Genomic DNA, 21613 nt, shown 5'->3' on the forward strand with positions numbered 1-21613 from the left:
TAGCGTGGGGCCATGAGCGGACAGCTGGTCGACAACGCGCGGTTGCGCCGAGCGGTCGCGGCGTTCGCCGCCGACCCCAAGCCCGAGACCGTCGTGCACGTGCTGCGCGCGGCGCTCGCCGGCGAGCTGCTGCTCGACGCGACGGGCTCCGACATGGAGGTCAAGGACGGCCGCCTGCAGGAGCGCGCCCGCATCCGCATCAGCAGCAGGGTCGGCCCCGACGGCAAGCGGGCGTTGCTCGCCTTCACGAGCAACGACGAGATCGCCCGCATGCACCCCGAGGGCACGCGCGTGCAGTCGGTCGCGCAGCCGGCCTCCGCTGTGCTCGAGATGGCGAAGCGGCAGGGCGCCGGCTGGCTCTTCATCGACCCGGCCGAGACGACCGCCGCGCTCTCGTCGGCCGACATCGACGGCGCGCTGCGCCACCCCCGCAACGAGGCCCTGCAGCGCGTCATCGCCGCGGCCGACGCCGGCCTCGCCACGCCCGCCGACGTGCTCGCGGCGCTGCGCGTCGACGCGCCGCTGCTGCTCGCCGGCGCGCTCGAGGCCGGCCAGGTGCACGAGGGCAAGCCCCGGCTGCGGGTGAGCCGGCGGCCCGACGGCACCGTCGCGCTGCTCGCCTACACGTCGGCGCCCGAGGTCGCGGCCCGCGAGCCGCGCGACGGCGTCATCCCCACCACCACCACCAAGGTGCTCGAGATGCTGCGCGGCAGCAGCACCCTCTCATCGCTCGTCATCAACCCGGCAGGCCCCTGGGTCGAGCTCAGCGCCGAGGAGCTCGCGGGCTCCTGAGCCGCACCTCACGGCGCTGCTGAGTCGCCGACCGGGCCCCGACGCCGTGACGGTGTCGGGGCCCTCAGTCGTGCCCGCGGCACCGCCCGACACGCCGAAGCGGTTCTTTTGAAAGAACTGTTGCGAAGCGAATGCTTTGAAAGTATTCTTTCGGATGTCGGCACCACCCAGGGACCATCGCCGGCACAGACCGAGGAGGCATCCCATGGGACGCACCGACCGCATCCGCACCACGACGCTCCGCGTCATCGGCATGAGCGCCGACGAGCGGCACCGCGCACGGCTCGAGGCGGAGCGCACCGAGCGCCGCTACGACCGCGTACGCGCGGAGGCGATGATCCAGCGTGGTTGGATCTGAGCATGGCTGAGGAGCGCGACGCGCAGCAGCGCAGCGAGGGCCGGCACGACAAGCCCGACCTGCGCACGAGCGACCCCGCGGTGCTGCGGGCGCTCGCGCACCCGCTGCGCGTCGAGATCCTCGCCGTCATCGACGAGCTGGGCGAGGCGACGGCCACCCAGATCGCCGAGCAGGTGGGGGAGAGCCCCTCGAACTGCTCGTTCCACCTGCGCTCCCTCGCCAAGGCCGGCTTCATCGAGCGCGCCGAGGCGCAGGGCACGTCGAAGCCGTGGCGGCCCGCCCACCGCAGCCGCGACCTGCGCCCCGACCCCTCCGACCCGGCATCGCTGCGCACCTCCGCCACGATCGGCGCGCTCTACGTGCAGCACGAGGCCGCTCGCCTCGTCGACTTCTTCATGACCCGCGCCGAGGAGCCGGAGTGGGTCGAGGGCGTCACCGTCAACCTCTCGACCTTCTGGGCGACGGCCGAGGAGCTCTCGGAGCTCTCGGGCGACATCGCCCGGCTCACCGAGCGCTTCCACGGCCGCGAGGCCGACCCGGCGACCCGCCCCTCGGGCAGCCGCAAGGCCCACTTCTTCGGCGCGGTCAACCCCGACCCGGCGTCCGAGCCGACGCCGTAGCGCGCCGCCTCACCCCTCCCGCTCGTCGAGTAGGCCCGCAGGGCCGTATCGAGACGACCCCGCCCCCACCACCCCCGCTCGTCGAGTAGGCCCGCAGGGCCGTATCGAGACGACCCCGCCCGTCCCCCCGCTCGTCGAGTAGGCCCGCAGGGCCGTATCGAGACGACCCCACCCTCGCTCGCCGCGCCTCCACCCCGCCGCCCCTCCCCGAGGAGACCCGCCATGACCGGCACCGCCGCCGCCACCGCACCCGTCGCATCCGCCCCCAGGCCGCCGAGCCCCATGCGCCGCCCGGCCTACCGGCGCCTCATGGTCGGCTGGGTCGCCACCAACCTCGGCGACAGCGCCCTCTACCTCGTGCTCGCCATCTGGGTGAAGGAGCTCACCGGCTCCGACGCGGCCGGCGCGCTCGTGTTCCTCTTCATCGGCCTGCCGGCGCTGCTCGCGCCGTTCGCCGGCCAGCTCGCCGACCGCGTGCACCGGAGGCCCCTGCTCATCGCCACCAACCTCGGCACCGCCGCCGTCGTGCTCACGCTCCTGCTCGTGCAGGGCGCGCAGCACGTGTGGCTCATCTACGCCGCCACGTTCGGCTACGGCCTGGCCGCCTACCTCACCGCCGCGGCGCAGTCGGGGCTGCTGCGCGACCTGCTGCCCGACGAGGAGCTCGCGGGCGCGAACGGCATCTTCACCTCGATCGACAACGGCTGCCGCATCGTGAGCCCGGCGCTCGGCGCCGCGCTCTACGTCGCGGCCGGCCCGTGGGCGGTCATCGCGCTCGCGACCGCCGGCTTCCTCGTGATGGCGGTGATGATGTCGACCATCCGCCTGCAGGAGTCCGAGCCGCAGCCGCGCCTCGAGGGCGAGACGTACTGGCACGGGCTCTCGGCGGGCTTCCGCGCGCTCCTCGCCGACCCGCTGCTGCGGCTGCTCACGATCGCGGTCGCCGCCGGCTTCGGCCTCACGGGCCTGCTGAACGCCACGATCTTCCCGCTCGTCGAGCACGGCCTGCAGGAGGGGCCCGCGGCCCTCGGCCCCGCGCAGGCGATCCAGGGCGTCGGCGCGCTCGCCGGCGGCCTCTGCGCCGCCTGGATGCTGCGCCGCATCGGCGAGCGCCGCCTGGTCGGCTGGGGGCTGGCGCTCCTCGGGCTCGGCACGCTCGCCGCGTGGGCGCTCGTGCAGTGGCCGCTCGCGGAGGCGTGGATGCGCTGGGCCGGGCTGGGCGCGGTGCAGAGCCTCATCGGGTTCGGCGTGCCGTGGGTGATCGTCGGCGTCGTCACGCTGCGCATGCGGCTGACGCCGCCGCGCCTGCAGGGCCGCACGTCGGCGGCCCTCAACGTGTCGATCAACGTGCCGCAGATGCTGCTGCTCGCGCTCGGATCGGCGCTCCTCGTCGCGGTCGACTTCCGCTGGCTGATCCTCGTCGCCGCGGTCGGCGTGCTGCTCGCGGCCGCCGCGGTGTGGGCCGGTCGCCGGCTCGATGCGGCGGCCGCGACCGCGCCCGCGAGCCCTGGCCCCCGCGCCGCGACACCGGACGAGTGAGCGCGGAGGGTGTCCTCCTCGCGGATGATTCAGGGGCCCATCCGGCCACGCGCTGACCGGCGCGTGCCAGCCTGAGCCCATGCACAGCCGCAGCCGCCCCTCCATCGCCTTCGCAGCGATCGCGCTCGTCGGCGTGCTGGCGGGCTGCGCGCTGGTGCAACCGCCCTCGCCCACCACGATCGTGACCGGCCCCGGCGGTCAGCAGGTCGAGCTGTCGTGGGCCGACTACCCCGGCGAGCCGTACGTCGACCCCGCCGATGTGCTGGCCGCGCCGCGCGCCGAGCAGGTCGAGGAGGTCGGCGAGCTGCTGCTCGACGACCTGCAGCGCGCTGTCGACGCACATGCCCCGGGACTCGCCTGGGAGCGCGCAGACGAGGGCGGCGTCTTCGAGCACGACGGCAACGGCTACGGCGGTGCGACGATGCACCGCACCTCCAACTCCGCCGGGCTGTGGGTCGCGCAGGCGCCGGACGACTGGCCCGCGCTCGCCGCCGCCCTCGACACCGAGCTCGCTCGGCACGGCTTCGACGCCATCGTCTGGGACTTCGACCGGGCGCCGCTGCCGCAGCAGAGCCGGGCGGAGCGCGATGCCGACGTGGTCGCGCAGCACGGCTCGCTCGATCCGTCAGCGATGTGGCTGTGGCTCGGCGCCGCGTCGAGGGGCGCCGAGTGGGTCTCCGTGGTGCTGAGCGACGTCGATCGCGGAGTCGGTGCGCCCGAGGACGCGAGCTCGGCTCCGCAGCAGCAGCTCGCGATCACGGTCGGCGCCACCGTCATCTCCGAAGTCGACGAGCACGCCTACCGCTCGGGCATCGCGCCCTTCGACGGCCTCGAGCGACCCGCGCCGACGCACTCGGACTGAGGCGGATGCGCCGCTCTCGGGCCGCGCATAGCAAGGCCCGGCAGGGTGGTCGGCATGACGACGCTCAGCGACTTCCAGGCAGAGGCACTCACCGGCGGCGAGGTCGACCTCGGCGCGTTCGAGGGCAAGGTGGTGCTGGTCGTGAACACCGCGAGCCAGTGCGGGCTGACGCCGCAGTTCGAGGGCCTCGAGCAGCTGCACCGCGAGCTGCAGGACGAGGGGCTCGTCGTGCTCGGCTTCCCCTCCGACTCGTTCAAGCAGGAGCACGACTCGGTCGACCAGATCGCCGAGGTCTGCCAGCGCAACTACGGGGTCTCGTTCCCGATGTTCGCGCCGATCGCGGTCAACGGCCCCGACACGCACCCGGTCTTCCAGTGGCTCAAGGAGGAGAAGAAGGGGAAGCTCGGCGGCGCGATCAAGTGGAACTTCACGAAGTTCCTCATCGGCCGCGACGGCCGCGTGATCGAGCGGTTCGCCCCGACGACGACGCCCGACGAGCTGCGCGACGACATCGAGCGCGCGCTCGCGGAGCGCGGGAGCGCGGCGGCCTGAGCCGGCCCCACCGCCTCCTCGCGCCGCGCGGCCGCGCTCGCCCGGCGCATCCGGGGCTCGCGCCCGCGCGCCTCGCAGGTATAGGGCCAGTGGCTGTCATCGGCGGCGGATGAGCGCCACTGTCCCTATATTCGCGGAGCTCTGGGCGCGAGATCAGCAGCGTCGTCTCGACTCGCGCCCTGCGGGCGCGGCTCGACGAGCGGAGCGCGGGCGCGGCTCGACGAGCGGAGGGCGGGCGCGGCTCGACGAGCGGAGGGCGGGCGCGGCTCGACGAGCGGAGGGCGGGCGCGGCTCGACGAGCGGAGGGCGGGCGCGGCTCGACGCGCGGAGGGCGGGCGCGGTTCGACGAGCGGATGGCGCGACTCAGCCCAGCCGCTCGATGATCGTCGCGTTCGCCATGCCGGCGCCCTCGCACATCGTCTGCAGGCCGTAGCGGCCGCCGGTCTGCTCGAGCTGCCCGAGGAGCGTCGCGAGCAGCCGCGTGCCCGACGAGCCGAGCGCGTGCCCGAGCGCGATCGCGCCGCCGCGCGGGTTCACCCGCTCGAGCGGCGCGCCCGTCTCCCGCAGCCACGCGAGCGGCACCGACGCGAACGCCTCGTTCACCTCGAACGCGTCGATGTCGCCGATCCCGAGCCCGGCCCTCGCGAGCACCTTCGCCGTTGCCGGGATGGGCCCCGTGAGCATCATGATCGGGTCGTCGCCGACGACCGACGACGCGACGAAGCGCGCTCGCGGGCGGAGCCCCAGAGCATCCGCCGTCTCGCGCGACATGATGAGCGCCGCCGACGCCCCGTCGGTGAGCGGCGATGCATTGCCGGGCGTGATGCGCCACGCGATCTCGGGGAAGCGCTCGGCGTAGCGCGGGTGCTCGAACGAGGGGCCGAGGCCCGCGAGCCCCTCGCGCGTCGTCGCGGCACGCACCGTCTCGTCGACGCGGTGCTGCCGCCCGTCGCCGAGGTCGATCGGCACGAGCTCGCCGTCGAAGCGCCCGCCGGCGCCGGCCGCCGCCGCGAGCTCGTGCGAGCGGGCGGCGAAGTCGTCGAGCTCGGCGCGCGACAGCCCCCACTTCGCCGCGATGAGCTCGGCCGAGATGCCCTGGTGCACGAGCCCGTCGGGGTAGCGCTCGGCGAGCCGCGAGCCGTGGATGTCGCGCCCGATCGCCGCCGTGCCGAGCGGGATGCGGCTCATCGACTCGACGCCGCACGCGATCACGATGTCCTGCGCGCCGGCCATGATCGCCTGCGCCGCGAAGGTGGCGGCCTGCTGGCTCGAGCCGCACTGCCGGTCGACGGATGTGCCGGGCACGTGCTCGGGGAAGCCGGCTGCGAGCAGGGCGCTGCGCGTGACGTTGCCCGACTGCTCGCCGACCTGCTGCACGCAGCCGCCGATCACGTCGTCGATCGTCGCCGGGTCGATGCCGGTGCGCGCCACGAGCTGCTCGAGCACCGAGGCGAGCAGGTCGACGGGGTGCACCCCCGAGAGCGCTCCGCCGGGCTTGCCCCGGCCCGACGCGGTGCGCACCGCGTCGACGATCACTGCCTCACGCATCCGTCACCCTCCCGCCGGTCGCGCGCCGCTACGGCTTCGCGCGCTTGGCGATGTCGCGGCCGATGATCTCCTTCATGATCTCGGTCGTGCCGCCGTAGATGGTCTGCACCCGCGAGTCGCGGAACGCGCGCGCGATCGGGTACTCCTCCATGAAGCCGTAGCCGCCGTGCAGCTGCAGGCTGCGGGTGATGACCCGCTGCTCGAGCTCGGTCGCCCACCACTTCGCCTTCGACGCGTCGACGGTCGTCAGGTGCCCCTCGTTGAGCGCCAGCACGCAGCGCTCGAGGTAGGCGCGCGCGATGTCGAGCTCGGTCTCGAGCTCGGCGAGCGTGAACCGCACCGTCGGCAGGTCGCCGATCAGGCCGCCGAACGCCGAGCGCTGGAAGACGTAGTCGCGGCCCCACGCGTAGGCGGCCTCGGCCGACGAGAGCGCGCCGGTCGCGATCGAGAGCCGCTCGCGCGGCAGTCGCTGCATGAGATAGACGAGCCCCATGCCGGGCTCGCCCACGACGTTGGCGTCGGGGATGCGCACGTCGCGGAAGAAGAGCTCGGCGGTGTCCTGCGAGTGGAGGCCCACCTTCTCGAGCTTGCGGCCGCGCTCGAAGCCGGCCATGCCCTCCTCGACGAGGAAGAGCGTGAAGCCGCGGGAGCCCGCCGCCGGGTCGGTGCGCGCGAAGACGAGCACCTTGTCGGCGTGGATGCCGTTGGTGATGAAGGTCTTCGAGCCGTTCAGCACCCAGCCGTCGCCGTCGCGGACGGCGCTCGAGTGGATGCCCTGCAGGTCGCTGCCGGCGCCGGGCTCGGTCATGCCGATCGCGCCGATCGAGGTGCCGGCGGCCATGCCCGGGAGCCACCGCTCCTGCTGCTCCGCGCTCGCCAGGTCGAGGAGGTACGGGATGACGATGTCGTCGTGCACGCCGAGCGTGGCGTTGAGCGCCGCAGCGCCGACGCGTGCGAGCTCCTCGCTGATCACCATGCGGAACCGGTAGTCGTCGACCTCCATGCCGCCGAAGCGCTCGGGGATGGCGATGCCGATCAGGCCCGCCTCGCCCATCCGCCGGTAGAGGTCGCGGTCGATGAGGCCGTCGCGCTCCCAGTCGTCGTAGTGCGGGGCGACGTGGCGCGCGGCGAACTCCCGCACGCTCTCGCGGAACGAGGCGTGGTCGTCGTCGTAGTAGTCGGAGCGCATCCGATCCCCCTATCTCGGCGCCATGCGGATGGCGCCGTCGAGCCGGATGGTCTCGCCGTTGAGCATCGGGTTCGCGACGATCTGCGTCACGAGCAGGCCGAACTCGGCGGGGTCGCCGAGTCGGGCCGGGTGCGGCACCTGCTGGCCGAGCGAGATGCGCGCCGGCTCGGGCAGCGCCGCGAGCAGGGGCGTGTCGAACAGGCCCGGGGCGATCGTGTTGACGCGGATCCGCAGCGCCGCGAGCTCGCGCGCGATCGGCAGCGTCATGCCGGCGACGCCCGCCTTCGACGCGGTGTAGGCGGCCTGCCCGATCTGGCCGTCGAAGGCGGCGACGGATGCGGTGCTCACGATCACGCCCCGCTCCTCGCCGATCGGCTCGGTGCGCGCCATCCGCTCGACGGCGAGGCGGATGACGTTGAAGGTGCCGACGAGGTTGATGTCGATCACCCGCTGGAACTGGGCGAGCGGGAACGGGCCCTGCTTGCCGAGCACCGTCGCGGCGTCGCCGACGCCGGCGCAGTTGACCACGACGCGCAGGTCGCCGAGCGCGTCGGCGGCGTCGAGGGCGGCCGAGACCTGCGCCTCGTCGCGCACGTCGGCGGCGACCACGGTCACGCCCTCGATCGCTGCGGCCGCCTCGGCGGCGGGCGTGCTGCCCAGGTCGAGCACCACGACTCGCGCGCCCTGCGCGAGCAGTGCCTTCGTGGTCGCGAGGCCGAGCCCCGATGCTCCGCCGGTGACGAGGGCCACCTGTCCCGTGATGTCCATGCGCACCCTTCGCGGGCGCCGCCGTCGGCGCCATCGCCCCTGACGGTAGCGACCGCATCCGCTCTTCCTCAACCGCGCGGGCAGTCCGTCGCGCCCCGCCGCCTCCTCGTCGCCGTTCGTCAACCGGCCCAGTGCACGGCCGGCCGGACTATCCGGCCGGCGCCACACCTGGCCGGTCGACGAACGATGCGCGGGCAGATGGCATCGCTGCGCTGGCGCGCCGCGAGCCCGGGATGGTAGATATGTGGACGTCCATCTATCTACGTGGACGCACAACGGATGCGACGAAGGGGTCGTGAGCGCATGTCCGCCACCAGCACCGCCGGCACGATGGCCGCCCAGGCCACCGCAGAGGAGCGCGCCGCGCTCGTCGAGGCGGTGCGCGACTTCGCCGAGGCGAGACTCGCGCCCTTCGCGAACCAGCGGGACGCTGACAAGGAGTTCCCCGTCGAGACGCTGCGCGAGGCGGGCTCGCTCGGGCTCGGCGCGATCGTCGTCGGCGAGGACGTCGGCGGCTCGGGCCTCACCCGCGCCGACTCCGTCGCCATCTACGAGGAGCTCGCCCGCGGCGACGTGGCCGTCGCCGCGTACCTCTCGATCCACAACATGGTCGCCTGGATGATCGACGAGTTCGGCGCCGACGAGCAGCGCCAGCGATGGCTCCCGCGCCTGTGCTCGATGGACGACCTCGCGAGCTACTGCCTCACCGAGCCCGGCGCCGGCTCCGACGCCGCCGCGGTCGCCACCACGGCCGTGCGCGACGGCGACGACTACGTCCTCACCGGCACGAAGCAGTTCATCTCGGGCGCGGGCTCGTCGGCCGTCTACGTCGTCATGGCGCGCACGGGCGGCAGCGACCCCGACCGGCAGGGATCGCACGGCATGACCGCCTTCATCGTGCCGGGCGACGCATCCGGCCTCTCCTTCGGCCCCGACGAGCACAAGATGGGCTGGAACGCGCAGCCCACGCGCCAGGTGATCCTCGACGGCGTGCGCGTGCCCGCGGCCGACCGGCTCGGCGAGGAGGGCGACGGCTTCGGCATCGCGATGCGCGGGCTGAACGGCGGCCGCCTCGGCATCGCAGCCTGCTCGATCGGCGGCGCGCAGTGGGCGCTCGAGCGCAGCATCGCGTACGTCAAGGACCGCGCCACGTTCGGCCAGCCGCTCGCGTCGCGGCAGCACGTGCAGTTCCAGATCGCCGACATGGAGACCGAGCTGCAGGCCGCCCGCGCCCTCGTCGAGCGGGCGGCGGCGAAGCTCGACGCGAAGGATCCCGACGCGCAGGTCGCGTGCGCGATGGCCAAGCGGTTCGCGACCGACGCGGGCTTCCGCGTCGCCGACGAGGCGCTGCAGCTGCACGGCGGCTACGGCTACCTGCACGAGTACGGCATCGAGCGCGTCGTGCGCGACCTGCGCGTGCACCGCATCCTCGAGGGCACCAACGAGATGATGCGCATGATCGTCGGCCGCGCCATGCTGGGGGCGCGATGACCGAGCCGACACCGAGCGCGAGCACGAGCGCGAGCGCGCCGCCCGCCGAGCACGAGCACGTGCGCGTCGAGCGCCGTGGCGCGCTCGGCGTGATCGTGCTCGACCGGCAGCGGGCGCTCAACGCGCTCACGCACGCGATGGTGCGGGACGTGGCGGATGCGCTGCGCACGCTGGCAGCGGACGACGCGGTCGAGCGCGTGGCGATCACGGGCGCGGGGGAGCGGGCGCTCTGCGCCGGCGGCGACGTCGTGAGCCTCCGCGACGACGTGCAGTCGAACGGCGGCCGCGGCGCCGCGCGCTTCTGGCGCGACGAGTACGCGATGAACGCCGCGATCGCGCGCTTCCCGAAGCCCGTCGTCGCGATCCAGCACGGCATCGTGCTCGGCGGCGGCGTCGGCATCTCGGGCCACGCGAGCCACCGCGTCGCCACCGGCAGCACCCGCATCGGCTTCCCCGAGGTGACGATCGGCTTCGTGCCCGACGTCGGCGCCACCTGGCTGCTCACGCGCCGCAGCGGCGAGCTCGGCACCCGCGCGGCGCTCACGGGCGACCACTTCGGCGCAGCCGACGCGATCGCGCTCGGCCTCTCCGATGTGCACGTGCCCGACGACCGCGTGCCAGAGCTGCTCGCGCTGCTCGAGACGACGCATCCGGACGACGCCGTCGCGCGCCTCGCGACCGCCCCGCCCGCCGGCACGCTCCGGGCGAACCGGCCGCTCATCGACCACGCCTTCGCCGGCGACGACCCGGCGCTCATCGTCGCGCGGCTGCGCGCCGCCGGCGACGAGGGCGTCGCCATGGCCGACACCATCGCCGAGCGCTCGCCCTTCGCCGTCGCGGTGACGCTCGCGGCGCTGCGGCGCGCCCGGCGGCTCGGCTCGCTCGAGGAGGCGCTCGTGCAGGAACTCCGGGTCTCGCGGCACGTGTCGCTCGCGCCCGACTTCGCCGAGGGCGTGCGCGCGCAGCTCGTCGACAAGGATCGCCGGCCGCGCTGGCGCCCGGCCTCGCTCGCGGGCGTCACGCCTGCGATGGTGGAGGCCTGCTTCGCCCCCGTGCCCGAGGGCGACCTGGCACTGCCCACCCGACCGCAGCAGGAGGAGCGCGCATGACCGAGCTCGAGACCATCCGCGTCGAGCGGCGCGAGCGCGTCGCCTGGATCCACCTCGACCGGCCCGAGGCGCTCAACGCCCTCAACGCGCAGCTCATGCGCGAGCTCGTCGCGGTCGCGACCGAGCTCGACGCCGACGACGGCGTCGGCGCGATCGTCGTCAGCGGCTCCGAGAAGGCGTTCGCCGCCGGCGCCGACATCAAGGAGATGGCCGACCGGTCGGCCGCCGAGATGCGGCAGAGCGGGGCGGATGGGCGCGGGCACTTCGAGGCGTGGCTCGACTTCGCGCACGTGCAGAAGCCGGTGATCGCCGCGGTGTCGGGCTACGCGCTCGGCGGCGGCTGCGAGCTGGCGCTCATGTGCGACATCATCCTGGCCGCCGACACCGCCGTCTTCGGGCTGCCCGAGCTGAGCCTCGGCGTGATCCCCGGCATCGGCGGCACGCAGCGGCTCGTGCGCGCGGTCGGCTACCCGAAGGCGGCCGAGATCATCCTCACCGGGCGGCGCGTGCGCGCCGAGGAGGCGGAGCGCATCGGGCTCGTCTCGCGCGTCGTGCCCGCTGCCGAGCTGCTCGACGAGGCGCAGTCGGTCGCCGCCGGCATCGCGGCGAAGTCGCTGCCGGCCCTGCGCGCCGCGAAGGCGGCGATGGATGCGGCGCTCGAGGTGCCGCTCGAGCAGGGCATCGCCGTCGAGGCCGAGCTCTTCACCGGCCTGTTCGACACGGCCGACCAGAAGGAAGGGATGGCGGCGTTCCGTGAGAAGCGCGAACCGAGCTTCCGGCACCGTTGAGCCGGAGACGCTCCGCTACAGCGGCTCGGGCAGCTCCGGCGGATCCTCGAAGTCGCCCGCGCGCTTGCGCAGCCGCGCGATGATGCGCACCAGGTCGGCCGCGTCGGCCTCGTCGAGGCCGACGTCGGCGAACGCCTGCGCGTTGAGCGCCTCCGTGGCCCGCTCGACGAGCTCGCGCCCCGCATCCGTGATCGCCAGCACCGTCGCCCGCCCGTCGGTCGGGTGCTTCTCGCGCCGCACGAGCCCGTCGCGCACGAGCCGGTCGACCGTGCTCGTGACGCTCGTCGGGTGCACCTGCAGGCGCGCGGTCGCCGAGCCCATCGGCATGCGCCCGTCGCGCGTGAACGCGAGCAGCCGCAGCACCTCGAAGCGCGCGAACGACAGCGCGAACGGCCGCAGCGTCGACTCGACCGGCGCGACGAGCAGCTGCTGCGCCCGGTTCACCGAGGTCACGAGCACCATGCCCGGCACCGCATCCGCCCACCCGTGCGCGAGCCACTGGCGGCGCGCCTCGGCGATCGGATCGATCGGCATCGCGGGTCTGGCCAAGGGCTCCTCCTCGTCGAGCATCACCGTAGCCGAGGCGCGAGTCGCCGACACACCGAAGGGATCGCGATGAAGATCGTCGTGCTCATGAAGCCCGTGCCCGACACCTGGGGGCCGCGCGTGCTCAGCCTCGAGACCGGGCTCGCCGACCGCGCGGCGAGCGAGACGGTGCTCGACGAGATCGGCGAGCGCGCCCTCGAGGCGGCGCTGCGGCACGCCGAGTCGGCGTCCGACGTCGAGGTGGTCGTGCTGACGATGGCGCCCGAGGCCGCGCAGGCGACGCTCCGCAAGGGGCTCGCGATGGGCGCAGCCTCCGCGGTGCACGTCGCCGACGAGCGGCTCGCGGGCGCCGACCTCGGCCGCACCGCCGAGGTGCTCGCCGCCGCCCTGCGCCGAGGCGGCTTCGACCTCGTCATCGCCGGCGACGCATCCACCGACGGCGTCGGCGGCGTGCTGGTGCCGTGGCTCGCCGAGCTGCTCGACGTGCCCGCCATCACGCGGCTCGAGTCGCTCGAGATCACGGCGGACGCGGTGCGCGGCACCCGTGCGACCGACGGCGGGTCGATGGTCGCGCAGGCCGCGCTCCCGGCGATCGTGTCGATCACCGAGGCGCTGCCCGACCCGCGCTTCCCGGCGCTGCGCGGCATCATGAACGCCAAGAAGAAGCCGGTCGAGCAGCTCACCCTCGACGACCTCGAGGTCGAGGTCGAGGCCGACGAGACGGCGTCGCCGCGCTCGATCATGACCGCCGTCGCCGAGCGGCCGCCGCGCGCCGCCGGCGAGATCATCACCGACGAGGGCGACGCCGGCGAGCGCATCGCCGCGTTCCTGGCCGACCGGAGGCTCGCATGACGCACCCCATCCTCACCGTGCTGCCCGCCGCGCCCGGCGGCGGCCTCCCCGCTGGCGCCGCGGAGGTGCTCGGCGCCGCCTCCGAGATCGGCACGCCCGTCGCGGTCGTCGTCGGACCGGCGGATGCGCTGGCCGGCCTCGCCGAGCAGGCCGCCTCGCTCGGCGCGACGGTCGTGCACACGGCGGCCGCGGACGGCGACCAGCTGGGCGTGCCCGCGGCCGACGCCGCGGCGGCGGCGGTCGCGCTCGTGCAGCCCGACGCCGTGCTCGTGCCCGCCACCATCGAGGGGCGCGACGTCGCCGGCCGCCTCGCCGCGCGGCTGCGCGCGCCGCTCGCAGCCGACGTCGTCGGCGTCTCGCGCGACGACGAGGGCGTCGTGGTGCGGCACTCGGTCTACGGCGGCGCCTACGACGTCGACTCCGCGGCCACCTTCGGCCCGCTCGTCGCGACCGTGCGGCTCGGGGCGATCGACGCGCGCGCCGAGGCGGCGACGCCCGACGTGCACGAGCTCGCCGTCGAGGCGTCGGGTCGCCGCGCGGCGGTCGTCGAGGGCTTCGAGCCTGCGGCGCAGACCTCGTCGCGCCCGGATCTGCGCAGCGCCAAGAAGGTCGTCTCGGGCGGCCGCGGGCTCGGCTCGAAGGAGCAGTTCGCGCTCGTCGAGCAGCTCGCCGACGCGCTCGGCGCGGCCGTGGGCGCCTCGCGCGCCGCGGTCGACGCGGGCTATGCCGAGCAGTCGCTGCAGGTGGGGCAGACCGGCACGTCGGTCTCGCCCGAGCTCTACCTCGCGGTGGGCATCTCCGGCGCGATCCAGCACCGCGCGGGCATGCAGACGGCCAAGACGATCATCGCGATCGACAAGGATGCGTCGGCCCCGATCTTCGAGGTCGCCGACCTCGGCGTCGTGGGCGACCTCTTCACGATCGTGCCGCAGCTGATCAGCGCCCTCGAGGCGCGGAAGGGCTGAGCGTGCCCGAGCCGATCGTCGTGCGCCGCGGGCTGCCGCGCGCGCCCGGCGGCGAGCCCTGGCCGCCGGGCGGCTCGGTCGCGGCGGTCGCGCCGGAGCCGGCCGCGCCGCCGGTGGCCGTCGCCGAGCCGATCTCCGGTACCGATCCGCGGGTCGCGCCTGCGGCAGGGATGCGCCGCGGACTGCCGAGGGTGCCGGGCGGGGAGCCGTGGCCGGATGCCGCCCCCCTCCGCTCGTCGAGTAGGCCGCAGAGCGGCCGTATCGAGACGACCTCCGCACCCGGCGCCCCGGATGATCTCGAGACGCGGCCTGCGGCCGCTCCTCGATCGGCGGAGGAGGAGTCGCGGCCCGCGGCGGCGGTCGAAGCCGCAGCTCCCGCGCTCGACGGCGCCACGTCGATCCGCCGCGGCCTCCCGCGCGTCGCCGGAGGCGAGCCCTGGCCCGCTGCGGCGGCCCGGGCGGGGGAGCCCTCCCGCTCGTCGAGCCCGGCGCGGAGCGCCGGAGTCGAGACGACCCCCGCGGAGGCTGCGACGGGTGATCTCGAGACGCGGCCTGCGGCCGCTCCTCGATCAGCGGAGGAAGCGGCGCCGCCGGCGGCCGCCCCCACCCGCTCGTCGAGCCCGGCGCGGAGCGCCGGAGTCGAGACGACCCCCGCGGAGGCTGCGACGGGTGATCTCGAGACGCGGCCTGCGGCCGCTCCTCGATCAGCGGGGGAGGTGCCGCGGCCTGCGGCCGCTCCTCGATCAGCGGAGGAAGCGGCGCCGCCGGCGGCCACCCCCACCCGCTCGTCGAGCCCGGCGCGCAGCGCCGGAGTCGAGACGACCCCCGCGAAGGATGCCGCACCCGGCCTCCGCCCCGCCACGCGCCGCCAGTGGATCGCCGCCGGCGTGCTCGTCGCGCTCGCCGTCGTCGGCGCGGCCACGATCCTCGTCGCCATCGCCCGCTGGTTCGTCGGCCTCGAGCCGATCGCCGCATTCGTCGAGCAGTACCACGGCACCGCGCCGCTGCCCGAGGGCGCGCCCGTGGGCATCCCGCCCTGGCTCAGCTGGTCGCACTTCGCGAACGCGCTGCTCATCGTGCTCATCATCCGCTCGGGCCTGCAGGTGCGCGCCGAGCGCAAGCCCGAGGCCTACTGGACCTCGAAGCGCACCGGCACCAAGGCATCCCTCACCGTGTGGCTCCACACGAGCCTCGACGTGCTCTGGGTGCTCAACGGCGTCGTGTTCGTCGTGCTGCTCATCGCGACAGGGCAGTGGATGCGCATCGTGCCGACCACGTGGGAGGTCGTGCCGCACGCGATCTCGGCCGGGCTGCAGTACGCGACCCTCGACTGGCCCATCGAGGACGGCTGGGTCGCCTACAACGCGCTGCAGCAGCTCGCCTACTTCGCCACCGTCTTCATCGCGGCGCCGCTCGCGATCATCACGGGCGTGCGCATGAGCGGCTGGTGGCCGAAGGGGAACGAGCGGCTCGACCGCGCCTACCCGATCGCGTGGGCGCGGGCCGTGCACTTCCCGGTGATGCTCTACTTCGTGGTCTTCATCGTCACGCACGTGCTGCTCGTGCTCACCACGGGGGCGCTGCGCAACCTCAACCACATGTACGCCGCGCGCGACGCGGACGACTGGATCGGGTTCCTCTGGTTCGCGGGCTCGCTGCTCGTGATCGCGGGCGCGTGGATCGCCGCTCGGCCGGCGCTGCTCGTGCCGATCGCGCAGCGGTTCGGCGCCGTCTCGTCGAGGTGAGCGCCGCGCCGCGCCCGGGCGGTCACGGGACGTGTTCGCGGCCTCCCGGCGGGCGTACGGTGGCGCCATGACGGTGCCCAACCCTGCCCCGCAGCCCGGCGCACCCGGACCGCAGATGATGCCCCACCCGCAGCCCTCCGCCGCGCCCCAGCCGCACGGCCACCTGTCCTCCGCGACGGCCGCGCCCCAGCCCCCGCGCCCGCCGCTCACCCGGCAGGCTGCCCGCCGAGCCCGCCTGGCGGGCGGCGTCGGCGGCGGCATCAGCTGGCTCGGCCTGCACATCGCGACCACGTCCGCCGGCCTCCTCGCCCTGCCGTTCCTCGTCGCGGGGCTCCTGAGCGCGCTCGCAGCGCTCTGGAACGGCGGCCTCGACGGCATGCCGCCGCTCCTTCCGGGCGCGGTCGAGTGGCTCGCCTCGTACTCCGTCGCCTTCATCGTGGGCGTCGTGATCGGCCTGGTGCTGCTGGTCGTCGGCTTCCTCGTCAGCATCCGCATGCTGCGCGGGCCCGGCGTCGAGCACCCGGTCGGCATCACCTTCGCCGGCTGGGGCATCGCGATCGTCGGCACGAACGTGCTCACGGGCCTCATGTCGGGCATCACCATGCCGTTCGGCGGCATGCCCATGATGGGCGCTCCCTGGGGCGGCCAGGGCACCGACGGCTCCGACGGCGACGGCTTCGGCGGCATGGGCTTCGACGGCACGGCCCTCGACGGCGGCCAGCTGCTCGGCTGGGGCATCGCGGTCGTGCTCATCGGCATCCTGGTGGGCGTCGTCGTGCACACCGCGGTCGGCGTCTTCACGTGGTGGTGGATGGCGCACGCCATGCGCCCGAAGGCGGCGCCCGCGGCGTAGCCGCAGGGCACGGCGGGCGGATGCGCCGGCGCACGGCAGAATGGACGGGTGACTGACGAGCTCGAGACCGACCACCGCCGCCCGATCTGGGCCCTCGTCGGCATCGGCCTCTTCGCGGGCTTCCTCTCGGGCATGTTCGGCATCGGCGGCGGCATCGTCATCGTGCCGCTGCTCGCGCTCGCCGCGGGCTTCCCGCGGCGCCTCGCCGCCGGCACGTCGCTCGCCGCGATCGTGCCCGCCGCGCTCGTCGGGGTCGGCAGCTACGCCGTCGCCGGGAACGTCGACTGGCTCGTCGCGCTCATCCTCGTGATCGGCTCGGTCGTCGGCGCGCAGGTCGGCGCGCACCTGCTGCACAAGCTGCCGGTCGTCGCGATCCGCTGGGCGTTCATCGTCTTCCTGCTCGCGGTCGCGGTGAGCCTGTTCTTCGCGGTGCCGTCGCGCGACGCGGAGCTGCAGCTCGACGTGCTGCCGATCATCGGGCTCGTCGTGCTCGGCTTCGTGACCGGCGTGCTCTCGGGCATCCTCGGCGTCGGCGGCGGCATCGTCGTCGTGCCGATGCTCATCCTGCTCTTCGGGCAGAGCGACCTGGTCGCGAAGGGCACGTCGCTCGCGATGATGATCCCGACCGCGATCTCGGGCACGATCGGCAACCTGCGCCGCAAGAACGTCGACCTCATCGCCGCGGTGATCGTCGGGCTCTCGGCGAGCGTCACGACCGCGCTCGGCGCGGCCGCCGCGGCCGCGCTCGACCCGCGCACCGCATCCATCGTCTTCGCCGTGTTCCTGGCGCTGCTCATCGCGCGCCTCGTGGTGGAGGCGTGGAAGCAGGGCCACAAGGAGTAGCCGGCGGCTACCAGCCGCGCGTGCCCGGTGCGCCCTTGAAGGGGCCGGTGACGCGCGAGGTGATCCAGCCCCCGTAGAAGCCGCCCTCCTGCGGCACGACCTGCTCGCCGTCGACCTCGACGCGGTCCATGCGGCCGGGGTAGATCGCCACGTGGTCGCGCAGCGCCTCGAAGCCGCGTCGCGGCACCGGGTACGTCCACGCCGCCCCCTGCTCCGAGCGGTCGCCGCCCGAGACGGTCAGGTAGCTCGCGCGGCCCTTCCACTCGCACACGCTCGCGCCGGGCGCCTGCGACAGCGCGCCCTCGACGAACGCGTCGCGCGGCAGGTAGTAGGTGGGCGGATGGCTCGTCTCGAGCACCCGCAGCGATGCGCGCGTCTCGGCGATCACCTCGCCGCCGAGCACGACCCGCACGAGCTCGTCGCTCGGCTCGACCCGCGGCGGCCGCGGGTAGTCCCACACCGACTCGACCTGGCGCATCCGATCCCCCCTCGCACCGCCTGCGGCGGCATGGTCACTTCACGACGTCGACGGACTCCGTCGCCGGCGGCAGCGTCAGCGTGCCGGTGCGGCTCATGCGGTCGTCGCGGCGGGCCTTGATCCACCAGACGGCGCCCAGGGCGAACGCGAGCAGGCACGTGACCGACGCGACCATGATGCCGGCGCGGGGACCCCACGCATCCGCCACCCAGCCGACGATCGGCGCCCCGATGGGCGTGCCGCCCATGAAGACGGCGCCGTACAGCGCCATCACGCGGCCGCGCATCTCGGGCGCGCTCGTGAGCTGCACCATCGCGTTCGCGTTCGTCATGAACAGCTGCGCGGTGAAGCCGGCGACGACGAGCGCGACCCCGAAGACGATGATGTGCGGGGCGACGGCGGCGAAGGCGCACGCGAGCACGAACAGGCCGATGCCGCCGATGATGAACGTCCAGCGGGGCCTGGCCGAGCGGGCCGCGAGCAGGGCGCCCGTCACCGAGCCGATCGCCATCGCGCTCGAGAGCACGCCGAAGGTGTCGGCCTCGGCCTGGTACTCGACGCTCGTCATGGTCGAGATGTAGATGGGGAAGTTCAGGCCGAACGTGCCGAGGATGAACGCCATCGCGAAGACGATGAGCAGGTCGCCGCGCTTCCGCACGTAGCGGAAGCCCTGCACGATGTCGCCGAAGCCCTTCGCGCCGCGCGGGCTCGGCTGCAGCTCGGAGGTGCGGATGCGCATGAGCGCGACGAGCATGGCGATGAACGTGAGCGCGTTGATGAGGAAGACGGGGCCGGGTGCGACGAGCGCGATCAGCACGCCCGCGACGGCCGGGCCGACGAGCCGGGCGCCGTGGAACGAGGCGGAGTTCAGCGCGACGGCGTTGCCGATGTCGTCCTGCCCGACGAGCTCGGAGACGAAGGCCTGGCGGGCCGGCATGTCGAACGCCTGCACGATGCCGAACGCGAGCGCGAACAGCTGCACGTGCCACAGCTCGACGACGCCCGCCGTGACGACGACGCCCAGGATGAGCGCGAGGAGGCCCATCGCCGACTGGGTGACGATCAGCACCTTGCGGCGGTCGTACTTGTCGGCGATGAGGCCGGAGACCGGCACGAGCAGCAGCTGCGGGCCGAACTGCAGCGCCATGTTGATGCCGACCGCGGTCGCGTCGTTGGCGGTGAGCACCGTCAGCACCGTCCACGACAGCGCGGTCGACTGCATCCACGCGCCGACGTTCGAGATGAGCGCGCCGGTGAACCACGTGCGGTAGTTGAACAGCCGCAAGGACCGGAACATCATGCTTCGGCCAGCCGCTCGATGAGGGGCACGGCCTTCTCGAGGATCTCGCGCTCGGCGGGATCGAGCCGCTCGATGGCGGCGGCGAGCGCGCGGTTGCGGCGCTCGCGGGTCTCGGCGATCATCGCGTCGCCCTTGCCGCTGATGCGGAACACGACCATGCGGCCGTCGCTCGGGTGGTCGCTGCGCTCGACGTAGCCCATGGCCTCGAGGTGCTGCAGCGTCTTCACCATGCTCGGCGGCTTCACGCACTCGGCCGCGGCGATGCGGGCGAGGGTGGGCTCCTCGAGCTGCTGCATGGCGCCGAGCGCCGAGAGGTGGTGGAGCGAGAGCGACTCGTCGCCCCGCTCGCGCCGCATGCGGCGCCCCATGCGCACGAGCGCGACGCGGAGGGAGTCGGCGAGCGCGTTGGAGGGCATTTCGTTAGTCTACCTCACGACCTCGGGGGTCGTCCACCGCGGCGGCGGCCCCTCGGCGCCGACTGGGGCAGCTGCGCCCGACCGGGGCCGGCGCGCCCGCCCCCGTCGGGCGCAGGCGCCCCAGTCACCGGGCCGGCGGCGGGTCAGTCGTTCGAGGCGGCGGATGCGGCCGAGACGGCCGAGACGGAGTCGGCCGGAGGTGCGGGCACGGGCTGCGGGGCAGGCTCGGGGGCCGGGGCGGGCGCGGGCGCGGGGGCCGGGGCCGGAGCCGGGGCGGGCGCGGGGGCCGGGGCGGGCGCCGGAGCCGGCGCCGAGGACGCCGAGGGCGTCGCCGTGGCGGAGGGCGTCGCGGTGGGCGACGGCGCCACGATCGGGCTCGCCGCCGCCTTCTCGAGCATCGCGGCGACGGCATCGCCGGCGCCCTGGCTCACCGCGTCGCCGCGGATCTCGGCGCCCGCGATCGGGGTGCCCGTCGCATCCTGCACCGACATCGCGTTGGCCACGCCCATCGCGCCGATGCCGAGGGCGCCGAGGCTGAGCACGCCGGCGCTGCCGACGAGGATCCACTGGGAGCGCTGCATGGCTCAAGCATCCCCGCCGCGGGTGAGGCGCCGCCGAGGCGCGCATGAGAGCTCTCTCATGATCACCCGAGGGCAGCGGCATCGGCATCGGGCTCGAGGAGCCGCACGCCGAGGTCGAGCTGCGCGCGGGCGGTGCCGAGGTCGCCGCGCTCGGCGGGCCCGAGCGCGTGGGCGAGCACGTGCACGGCGGTGCGGTGCGCCACGCGCGCGGCGCCGGCGCGGTGCTCGGCGAGCCAGCGCGCCGCGGCCGCGTCGAGCAGCCGGCGGAAGCCCGCCGCGCGCCCGGCGTCGGCGCGGGCGAGCGCGATCGACGCCACCAGGTGCCCGAGGAACGCCGCCTCGTCGTCGGCCGGGTCCCCGAGTCCCGCCGTGTCGATGTCGATGAGCCCCGAGACGGCGCTCGCGTCGGCCCCGTCGACGAAGAGCTGCCCCACGTGCAGGTCGCCGTGCACGGTGCGCCGGGCGTCGTCGGGCACGGCGAGGGCGGATGCGTCGGCCTCGGCCAGGCGCGCCTCGAGCGCCGCGACGAGCGCGAGCGCGTCGCCCGCCTCCCCGTCGCGCCCGTCGGCGCAGCGCGCGAGCGCCGCCCGCAGCCGGGTCAGGTACCAGTCCTGCCGCAGGGCGAGCGAGTGCCGCGCGTCCCGCCCCACGTCGACCGCGCCCATCCGCTCGCGCAGGGCATCGATCGAGTCGAGCAGCCGCTCCGGGTCGAGCTCGTGCAGCCGCGACGTGAGCGGCACGCCCGCCGCGGTCTCGGTGAGCACGATGCCGAGCTCCGACCAGCCGGTGATGTGCGGCACGGGCACCCCGCCCTCGCGCAGCGCCTCCTGCAGCCGCACGATCGCGGCCGACGACTCGGGGCGCACGATCTTGAGGTACGTCTCCCGGTCGCCCGCGCGCATCCGGAACATCGCCCGCTTGCCGGGCCGGTAGACGAGCAGCTCTGGCCGCCGGTCGATCGAGACGCCGAGCCGGCCCATGAGGGTCGCCGCCGCCTCGGGGAACGACGCGGGGGCGAGCGCGGGCAGGCGCGGGTCGGCCGGGTGCAGCCAGATGCGGGCCTCGGGATGCTCGGGGTCGCCGAGCACGAGGCCGGTCTCGGCCTCGACGCGGCGGCCGGAGGTGTCGACGTACCAGTAGCGGGTGGCGGGGGAGCCCGCGGCGCCGTCGCCGGCGCCCACCTCGTCGCGCAGCTCCTCGAAGCCCGTGAGCGACCCCGCGCCGAAGGGCTCGCGGCTCAGCACGCGGAGGCGTCCCTGCAGCTCGTCGCCGAGCGCGTCGCGCAGCAGCTGCTCCTCGGCGCTCGCGCGCGCCGTCGACCGATCGCTCTCCACGCTCCGATCTCACCAGATCCGCGGGCCCGCCGGGCGCACGTGAGGCTTCTCTCACGCAGGCGCCCGCGCCGAGGCCCGCGCGGT

The 21613-nt window shown here is 74.6% G+C and carries 23 protein-coding genes; 14 read left to right on the forward strand and 9 right to left on the reverse strand.

Annotation, left to right across the window (positions count from 1 at the left end; translation table 11 throughout):
* The first annotated feature begins 12 nt into the window (after window positions 1–12).
* The 6 genes from MU522_RS05755 (at window position 13) to MU522_RS05780 (ending at window position 4723) form a co-directional block, all read left to right on the forward strand.
* Window positions 13–792, forward strand: coding sequence for an SseB family protein (locus MU522_RS05755; RefSeq protein WP_246993134.1), 780 nt, complete (start codon window positions 13–15; stop codon window positions 790–792).
* Between the two features lie 205 nt (window positions 793–997).
* On the forward strand, window positions 998–1150 hold the full coding sequence (locus MU522_RS05760) for a hypothetical protein (protein ID WP_164877077.1): 153 nt from the start codon (window positions 998–1000) through the stop codon (window positions 1148–1150).
* A gap of 2 nt (window positions 1151–1152) precedes the next feature.
* Complete coding sequence (locus MU522_RS05765) at window positions 1153–1770, forward strand: winged helix-turn-helix domain-containing protein (RefSeq protein WP_146355868.1); 618 nt, start codon at window positions 1153–1155, stop codon at window positions 1768–1770.
* Window positions 1771–1992: 222 nt separating this feature from the next.
* Complete coding sequence (locus MU522_RS05770) at window positions 1993–3309, forward strand: MFS transporter (protein WP_246993136.1); 1317 nt, start codon at window positions 1993–1995, stop codon at window positions 3307–3309.
* Between the two features lie 79 nt (window positions 3310–3388).
* Entirely contained in the window at window positions 3389–4171 is a 783-nt protein-coding gene (locus tag MU522_RS05775; RefSeq protein WP_246993138.1) for a hypothetical protein, read from the forward strand.
* Between the two features lie 54 nt (window positions 4172–4225).
* A complete protein-coding gene (locus MU522_RS05780) occupies window positions 4226–4723 on the forward strand; it encodes a glutathione peroxidase (RefSeq protein ID WP_246993140.1) in 498 nt (165 codons plus the stop codon).
* Between the two features lie 363 nt (window positions 4724–5086).
* Here MU522_RS05780 and MU522_RS05785 read toward each other — a convergent pair whose 3' ends face one another.
* The 3 genes from MU522_RS05785 to MU522_RS05795 are packed head-to-tail and all read right to left on the reverse strand — an operon-like array spanning window position 5087 to window position 8228.
* Window positions 5087–6271, reverse strand: a complete 1185-nt coding sequence (locus MU522_RS05785) for a thiolase family protein (RefSeq protein WP_246993144.1) — start codon at window positions 6269–6271, stop codon at window positions 5087–5089.
* Window positions 6272–6299: 28 nt separating this feature from the next.
* Window positions 6300–7460, reverse strand: coding sequence for an acyl-CoA dehydrogenase family protein (locus MU522_RS05790; RefSeq protein ID WP_246993147.1), 1161 nt, complete (start codon window positions 7458–7460; stop codon window positions 6300–6302).
* A 9-nt stretch (window positions 7461–7469) separates the two neighbouring features.
* The gene (locus MU522_RS05795) at window positions 7470–8228 is read right to left on the reverse strand and encodes an SDR family NAD(P)-dependent oxidoreductase (RefSeq protein WP_246993150.1); all 759 of its coding nucleotides are present in this window, start codon (window positions 8226–8228) and stop codon (window positions 7470–7472) included.
* A gap of 303 nt (window positions 8229–8531) precedes the next feature.
* Here MU522_RS05795 and MU522_RS05800 point away from each other — a divergent pair, with 303 nt between their 5' ends.
* Genes MU522_RS05800 through MU522_RS05810 form a run of 3 tightly spaced genes read left to right on the forward strand, consistent with a single transcriptional unit; the run spans window position 8532 to window position 11616 of the window.
* Window positions 8532–9719: an acyl-CoA dehydrogenase family protein gene (locus MU522_RS05800; RefSeq protein WP_246993153.1), complete on the forward strand. Its 1188-nt coding sequence runs from the start codon at window positions 8532–8534 to the stop codon at window positions 9717–9719.
* The gene (locus MU522_RS05805; RefSeq protein WP_246993156.1) at window positions 9716–10828 is read left to right on the forward strand and encodes a 3-hydroxyisobutyryl-CoA hydrolase; all 1113 of its coding nucleotides are present in this window, start codon (window positions 9716–9718) and stop codon (window positions 10826–10828) included. The genes MU522_RS05800 and MU522_RS05805 overlap by 4 nt, the downstream gene beginning before the upstream one ends.
* Entirely contained in the window at window positions 10825–11616 is a 792-nt protein-coding gene (locus tag MU522_RS05810; RefSeq protein WP_246993159.1) for an enoyl-CoA hydratase-related protein, read from the forward strand. The genes MU522_RS05805 and MU522_RS05810 overlap by 4 nt, the downstream gene beginning before the upstream one ends.
* Before the next feature lie 15 nt (window positions 11617–11631).
* Here MU522_RS05810 and MU522_RS05815 read toward each other — a convergent pair whose 3' ends face one another.
* Entirely contained in the window at window positions 11632–12165 is a 534-nt protein-coding gene (locus MU522_RS05815) for a MarR family transcriptional regulator (protein WP_146355860.1), read from the reverse strand.
* A gap of 66 nt (window positions 12166–12231) precedes the next feature.
* Here MU522_RS05815 and MU522_RS05820 point away from each other — a divergent pair, with 66 nt between their 5' ends.
* The 5 genes from MU522_RS05820 (at window position 12232) to MU522_RS05840 (ending at window position 17420) form a co-directional block, all read left to right on the forward strand.
* Window positions 12232–13014 (forward strand): electron transfer flavoprotein subunit beta/FixA family protein, encoded by a 783-nt coding sequence (locus MU522_RS05820; RefSeq protein ID WP_246993162.1) that lies wholly within the window; start codon window positions 12232–12234, stop codon window positions 13012–13014.
* A complete protein-coding gene (locus MU522_RS05825; RefSeq protein WP_246993165.1) occupies window positions 13011–13979 on the forward strand; it encodes an electron transfer flavoprotein subunit alpha/FixB family protein in 969 nt (322 codons plus the stop codon). The genes MU522_RS05820 and MU522_RS05825 overlap by 4 nt, the downstream gene beginning before the upstream one ends.
* A 716-nt stretch (window positions 13980–14695) precedes the next feature.
* Entirely contained in the window at window positions 14696–15724 is a 1029-nt protein-coding gene (locus MU522_RS05830; RefSeq protein ID WP_246993168.1) for a cytochrome b/b6 domain-containing protein, read from the forward strand.
* A gap of 67 nt (window positions 15725–15791) precedes the next feature.
* Window positions 15792–16577: a hypothetical protein gene (locus tag MU522_RS05835; protein ID WP_246993171.1), complete on the forward strand. Its 786-nt coding sequence runs from the start codon at window positions 15792–15794 to the stop codon at window positions 16575–16577.
* Window positions 16578–16625: 48 nt separating this feature from the next.
* Window positions 16626–17420: a sulfite exporter TauE/SafE family protein gene (locus tag MU522_RS05840; protein WP_246993174.1), complete on the forward strand. Its 795-nt coding sequence runs from the start codon at window positions 16626–16628 to the stop codon at window positions 17418–17420.
* Window positions 17421–17427: 7 nt separating this feature from the next.
* On the opposite strand, the gene MU522_RS05845 is transcribed toward MU522_RS05840, so the two are convergent.
* The 5 genes from MU522_RS05845 to MU522_RS05865 form a co-directional block, all read right to left on the reverse strand.
* The gene (locus tag MU522_RS05845) at window positions 17428–17898 is read right to left on the reverse strand and encodes a DUF427 domain-containing protein (RefSeq protein WP_246993177.1); all 471 of its coding nucleotides are present in this window, start codon (window positions 17896–17898) and stop codon (window positions 17428–17430) included.
* A gap of 34 nt (window positions 17899–17932) precedes the next feature.
* The gene (locus tag MU522_RS05850) at window positions 17933–19183 is read right to left on the reverse strand and encodes an MFS transporter (RefSeq protein WP_246993178.1); all 1251 of its coding nucleotides are present in this window, start codon (window positions 19181–19183) and stop codon (window positions 17933–17935) included.
* An 11-nt stretch (window positions 19184–19194) separates the two neighbouring features.
* A complete protein-coding gene (locus MU522_RS05855; protein ID WP_246993179.1) occupies window positions 19195–19614 on the reverse strand; it encodes a MarR family transcriptional regulator in 420 nt (139 codons plus the stop codon).
* A gap of 143 nt (window positions 19615–19757) precedes the next feature.
* Window positions 19758–20195: a hypothetical protein gene (locus MU522_RS05860; RefSeq protein WP_246993180.1), complete on the reverse strand. Its 438-nt coding sequence runs from the start codon at window positions 20193–20195 to the stop codon at window positions 19758–19760.
* Between the two features lie 62 nt (window positions 20196–20257).
* A complete protein-coding gene (locus tag MU522_RS05865; protein ID WP_246993182.1) occupies window positions 20258–21529 on the reverse strand; it encodes a phosphotransferase in 1272 nt (423 codons plus the stop codon).
* Window positions 21530–21613 lie beyond the last annotated feature (84 nt).

It is taken from the genome of Agrococcus sp. SCSIO52902 (genome assembly GCF_022983135.1).
Classification (GTDB): Bacteria; Actinomycetota; Actinomycetes; order Actinomycetales; family Microbacteriaceae; genus Agrococcus; species Agrococcus sediminis.

Coding starts and splice junctions, on each gene's coding strand:
- MU522_RS05800 (WP_246993153.1), top strand. CDS start 8,532: ATGTCCGCCACCAGCACCGCCGGCACGATGGCCGCCCAGGCCACCGCA.
- MU522_RS05785 (WP_246993144.1), bottom strand. CDS start 6,271: ATGCGTGAGGCAGTGATCGTCGACGCGGTGCGCACCGCGTCGGGCCGG.
- MU522_RS05845 (WP_246993177.1), bottom strand. CDS start 17,898: ATGCGCCAGGTCGAGTCGGTGTGGGACTACCCGCGGCCGCCGCGGGTC.
- MU522_RS05760 (WP_164877077.1), top strand. CDS start 998: ATGGGACGCACCGACCGCATCCGCACCACGACGCTCCGCGTCATCGGC.
- MU522_RS05820 (WP_246993162.1), top strand. CDS start 12,232: ATGAAGATCGTCGTGCTCATGAAGCCCGTGCCCGACACCTGGGGGCCG.
- MU522_RS05855 (WP_246993179.1), bottom strand. CDS start 19,614: ATGCCCTCCAACGCGCTCGCCGACTCCCTCCGCGTCGCGCTCGTGCGC.
- MU522_RS05780 (WP_246993140.1), top strand. CDS start 4,226: ATGACGACGCTCAGCGACTTCCAGGCAGAGGCACTCACCGGCGGCGAG.
- MU522_RS05795 (WP_246993150.1), bottom strand. CDS start 8,228: ATGGACATCACGGGACAGGTGGCCCTCGTCACCGGCGGAGCATCGGGG.
- MU522_RS05810 (WP_246993159.1), top strand. CDS start 10,825: ATGACCGAGCTCGAGACCATCCGCGTCGAGCGGCGCGAGCGCGTCGCC.
- MU522_RS05765 (WP_146355868.1), top strand. CDS start 1,153: ATGGCTGAGGAGCGCGACGCGCAGCAGCGCAGCGAGGGCCGGCACGAC.
- MU522_RS05770 (WP_246993136.1), top strand. CDS start 1,993: ATGACCGGCACCGCCGCCGCCACCGCACCCGTCGCATCCGCCCCCAGG.
- MU522_RS05835 (WP_246993171.1), top strand. CDS start 15,792: ATGACGGTGCCCAACCCTGCCCCGCAGCCCGGCGCACCCGGACCGCAG.
- MU522_RS05860 (WP_246993180.1), bottom strand. CDS start 20,195: ATGCAGCGCTCCCAGTGGATCCTCGTCGGCAGCGCCGGCGTGCTCAGC.
- MU522_RS05790 (WP_246993147.1), bottom strand. CDS start 7,460: ATGCGCTCCGACTACTACGACGACGACCACGCCTCGTTCCGCGAGAGC.
- MU522_RS05775 (WP_246993138.1), top strand. CDS start 3,389: ATGCACAGCCGCAGCCGCCCCTCCATCGCCTTCGCAGCGATCGCGCTC.
- MU522_RS05755 (WP_246993134.1), top strand. CDS start 13: ATGAGCGGACAGCTGGTCGACAACGCGCGGTTGCGCCGAGCGGTCGCG.
- MU522_RS05825 (WP_246993165.1), top strand. CDS start 13,011: ATGACGCACCCCATCCTCACCGTGCTGCCCGCCGCGCCCGGCGGCGGC.
- MU522_RS05805 (WP_246993156.1), top strand. CDS start 9,716: ATGACCGAGCCGACACCGAGCGCGAGCACGAGCGCGAGCGCGCCGCCC.